This is a genomic window from Pseudomonas sp. UBA6310 (genome assembly GCF_002438225.1).
In the GTDB taxonomy this organism is placed as follows: Bacteria; Pseudomonadota; Gammaproteobacteria; order Pseudomonadales; family Pseudomonadaceae; genus Pseudomonas_O; species Pseudomonas_O kuykendallii.
The window spans coordinates 1-3,280 of record NZ_DJTK01000045.1 but is presented as its reverse complement, the minus strand read 5'-3'; the positions used below and the strand labels follow the sequence as shown (position 1 = coordinate 3,280).

The window sequence follows — 3,280 nt, the reverse complement described above, 5'->3', positions numbered from 1 at the left end:
AGGAACGCTACATGGGCGAGCCGCGCGCGCTGATCATCGCCCCGACCCGCGAGCTGGTGGTGCAGATCGCCAAGGACGCGGCGGCGCTGACCAAATACAGCGGCCTCAACGTGATGACCTTCGTCGGTGGCATGGACTTCGACAAGCAGCTCAAGCAACTCGAGGCCCGCTACTGCGACATCCTGGTGGCGACGCCGGGGCGCCTGCTGGACTTCAACCAGCGTGGCGAAGTGCATCTGGACATGGTCGAGGTGATGGTGCTCGACGAGGCCGACCGCATGCTCGACATGGGCTTCATCCCGCAGGTGCGGCAGATCATCCGGCAGACGCCGATGAAGGGCGAACGCCAGACCCTGCTGTTCTCCGCCACCTTCACCGAAGACGTGATGAACCTCGCCAAGCAGTGGACCACGGAGCCGGCGATCGTCGAGATCGAACCTGAAACCGTCGCCAGCGACAACGTCGAGCAGCACGTCTACGCGGTCGCCGGCAGCGACAAGTACAAGCTGCTGTACAACCTCATCACGCAGAACGACTGGGTGCGGGTGATGGTCTTCGCCAACCGCAAGGACGAAGTGCGGCGCATCGAGGAACGCCTGACCCGTGACGGCATCAGCGCCGCGCAGATGTCCGGCGACGTGCCGCAGCACAAGCGCATCCGCACCCTGGAAGACTTCCGCGAAGGCAAGATCCGCGTGATGGTCGCCACCGACGTCGCCGGCCGCGGCATCCACGTCGATGCCATCAGCCACGTGATCAACTTCACCCTGCCGGAAGACCCGGACGACTACGTGCACCGCATCGGCCGTACCGGTCGCGCCGGCGCCAGCGGCACCTCGATCAGCTTCGCCGGCGAGGACGACGCCTTCGCCCTGCCGCCGATCGAAGAGCTGATGGGCCGCAAGATCACCTGCGAGATGCCACCGGACGAGTTGCTCAAGCCGGTGCCGCGCAAGCACTGATCGCCGACAAAAACGGAGCCCCTGGGCTCCGTTTTTCGTTCCGCCGCCGCCGATGCCTTTCTGGCAAATCCAGGCGGGCTCCGCCAGACTCGCTCATCGCCCCAGGGAACGACGCCATGACCGAGCGCTTCGACGCCGCCGACCTCACCCGCGCCGTGCAGGCCGGCATCCTCCAGCCCGGCCAGGAGCAGGCGCTGCTGGCCTTCCTGCGCCGCCAGCAACCAGACCAGCCGAGCTTCCAGCTCGCCCACGTCGCCTACTACTTCGGCGCCGTGCTGATCATCGGCGCGCTCGGCTGGCTGCTCACCGAGGCGTGGATGCGCATCGGCGAGATCGCCCTGCTGGTGATCACTGTCGCCTACATGGCGCTGTTCACCCTCTGCGGCCTGGGCCTCTGGCGCCGCGGCCTGCAGATTCCCGGCGGGCTGCTCGGCGCGGTGGCGGTGAGCCTGACGCCGCTGGCGGTGTTCGCCCTGCAGCGCCTGCTCGGCTGGTGGCCGGAGGACGACGGGCTCGGCGATTACCACGACTACTACGTCTACGTGCGCGGCGGCTGGCTCGGCATGGAGGTGGCGACCGTGCTGACCGGGCTGCTGATGCTGCGCATGCTGCCCTTTCCGTTCATCGTCATGCCGCTGGCGGCGGCGCTGTGGTTCATGTCGATGGACCTGACCGACCTGCTCTACGGCACGGACTTCAGCTGGGAACAGCGGCGCTGGGTGTCGCTCTGGTTCGGCCTGGCGCTGATTCTCGCCAGCCTGCTGGTGGACGGCCGAACCCGACGCGACTTCGCCTTTTGGGGCTACTTCGCCGGTCTGCTGGCGTTCTGGGGCGGGCTGACCCTGATGGACAGCGGCAGCGAACTGGGCAAGGCGTTCTACTGCCTGATCAACCTGTCCCTGATGGGCATCGCGGTGGCCCTGCGCCGGCCGCTGTTCATGGTCTTCGGCGCGCTCGGCGTGGCGGCCTACCTGGGCTACCTGTCGTACCGGGTGTTTGCCGACTCCCTGCTGTTCCCGATCGTGCTGACGCTGATCGGCATCGGCGTCGCCTATCAGAAACGCCGCGAGACCCTGACGGAAAACCTGCGCCAGGCGCTGCCGGAAGGCTTGCTGGCGTTGCTTCCCGCCCTGCGACGCTGACGCGGATCATCATGGGTAATCAGGCGGGAGCTACGCTGAAAGTACGCCAACGCTTGGCGGGAGGCTTCGCCATGGACAACTTCCACCTCATGATTTCCCTTCTGGTCGCAGGATTCCTGCTGCTCGGCATCGGCTTCACCTTCCGCGAGAAGGAATGGGGCGTCTGGATGACCGGCGCCGGCGGCCTGTCGATGCTCGCGCCGATCGCCCTGGGCATCTACATCGGCCTCAACTGAAGCGGCCGGCCGCATCTCGGGGTCGGGGCAAGCCCGTGCAGGGGACCCTAACGGATCAGCCGCAACCCGGCCGACGCTAGCTCTCCCAGCGCCCGGCTGCATCCTCGTCGCTGGCGCGCCCTTCCACCCAGCGCGGGCCTTCGGCGGTGTCTTCCTTCTTCCAGAACGGCGCGCGGGTCTTCAGGTAGTCCATGACGAAATCGCAGGCGGCGAACGCGGCCTGGCGGTGGGCGCTGGCGGTGCCAACGAAGACGATCGGCTCGCCCGGTTGCAGCGCGCCGACCCGGTGCAGCACGTCGACACGCAGCAACGGCCAGCGCCGCTCGGCCTCGGCGACGATCTTCGCCAGGGCCTTCTCGGTCATGCCGGGCGCGTGCTCGAGGAACATCCCCGCCACCTCGCGGCCGTCATTGAAATCGCGCACGTAGCCGACGAAGCCGACCACCGCGCCGACACCGACGTTCGCCGCATGCAGCGCGTTGAGCTCGGCGCCGGGATCGAAGGGGGCCAACTGCACGCGAATCGCCATTTCAGCCTCCGGTGACGGTGGGAAAGAAGGCGACCTGATCGCCGTCCTGCAGCGGCTCGGCGAGGCTGCACAGCTCGTCGTTGCGCGCGCACATCAGGTTGCGCTCGGCGAGCACGTCCCAGGCGCCACCGCGTGCCAGCAATACCTGGCGCAGGTCGTCGAGGCAGGCGAAGCGCGTGTCCCAGGGCAGCTGCTCGCTGTCCAGGCCGAGGCTTTCGCGGTAGCGGGCGAAGTACTGCACGCGGATCATCAGGCCTCCCCGGCGACGAAGTGGCCGCTCTTGCCGCCGAGTTTCTCCAGCAGGCGGATGCCCTCGATGAGCATGCCGCGGTCCACCGCCTTGCACATGTCGTAGATCGTCAGCGCGGCGACGCTGGCGGCGGTGAGCGCCTCCATTTCCACACCGGTCTG

At 67.5% G+C, this 3,280-nt stretch carries 6 protein-coding genes; 3 read left to right on the top strand and 3 right to left on the bottom strand.

Translation table 11 applies throughout. The features are described 5' to 3' along the window. The 3 genes from rhlB to B3E91_RS10690 form a co-directional block, all read left to right on the top strand. A partial coding sequence (gene rhlB, locus B3E91_RS10700; RefSeq protein ID WP_287029403.1) for an ATP-dependent RNA helicase RhlB occupies positions 1 to 962 on the top strand: 962 nt, incomplete at its 5' end. Between the two features lie 116 nt (positions 963 to 1,078). Next, positions 1,079 to 2,104: a DUF2157 domain-containing protein gene (locus tag B3E91_RS10695; RefSeq protein ID WP_287029402.1), complete on the top strand. Its 1,026-nt coding sequence runs from the start codon at positions 1,079 to 1,081 to the stop codon at positions 2,102 to 2,104. Between the two features lie 71 nt (positions 2,105 to 2,175). Then, positions 2,176 to 2,340 (top strand): hypothetical protein, encoded by a 165-nt coding sequence (locus B3E91_RS10690; protein ID WP_175534325.1) that lies wholly within the window; start codon positions 2,176 to 2,178, stop codon positions 2,338 to 2,340. A 76-nt stretch (positions 2,341 to 2,416) separates the two neighbouring features. Here B3E91_RS10690 and moaE read toward each other — a convergent pair whose 3' ends face one another. The 3 genes from moaE to B3E91_RS10675 form a co-directional block, all read right to left on the bottom strand. Then, complete coding sequence (moaE, locus tag B3E91_RS10685) at positions 2,417 to 2,869, bottom strand: molybdopterin synthase catalytic subunit MoaE (RefSeq protein WP_273232063.1); 453 nt, start codon at positions 2,867 to 2,869, stop codon at positions 2,417 to 2,419. A 1-nt stretch (position 2,870) separates the two neighbouring features. After that, positions 2,871 to 3,119, bottom strand: a complete 249-nt coding sequence (locus B3E91_RS10680) for a MoaD/ThiS family protein (RefSeq protein WP_090226976.1) — start codon at positions 3,117 to 3,119, stop codon at positions 2,871 to 2,873. After that, positions 3,119 to 3,280: cyclic pyranopterin monophosphate synthase MoaC (locus B3E91_RS10675; RefSeq protein ID WP_287029404.1), on the bottom strand; the 162-nt coding region annotated here is incomplete at its 5' end. The genes B3E91_RS10680 and B3E91_RS10675, both read right to left, overlap by 1 nt.

Coding starts and splice junctions, on each gene's coding strand:
- B3E91_RS10680 (WP_090226976.1), bottom strand. CDS start 3,119: ATGATCCGCGTGCAGTACTTCGCCCGCTACCGCGAAAGCCTCGGCCTG.
- B3E91_RS10690 (WP_175534325.1), top strand. CDS start 2,176: ATGGACAACTTCCACCTCATGATTTCCCTTCTGGTCGCAGGATTCCTG.
- B3E91_RS10695 (WP_287029402.1), top strand. CDS start 1,079: ATGACCGAGCGCTTCGACGCCGCCGACCTCACCCGCGCCGTGCAGGCC.
- moaE (WP_273232063.1), bottom strand. CDS start 2,869: ATGGCGATTCGCGTGCAGTTGGCCCCCTTCGATCCCGGCGCCGAGCTC.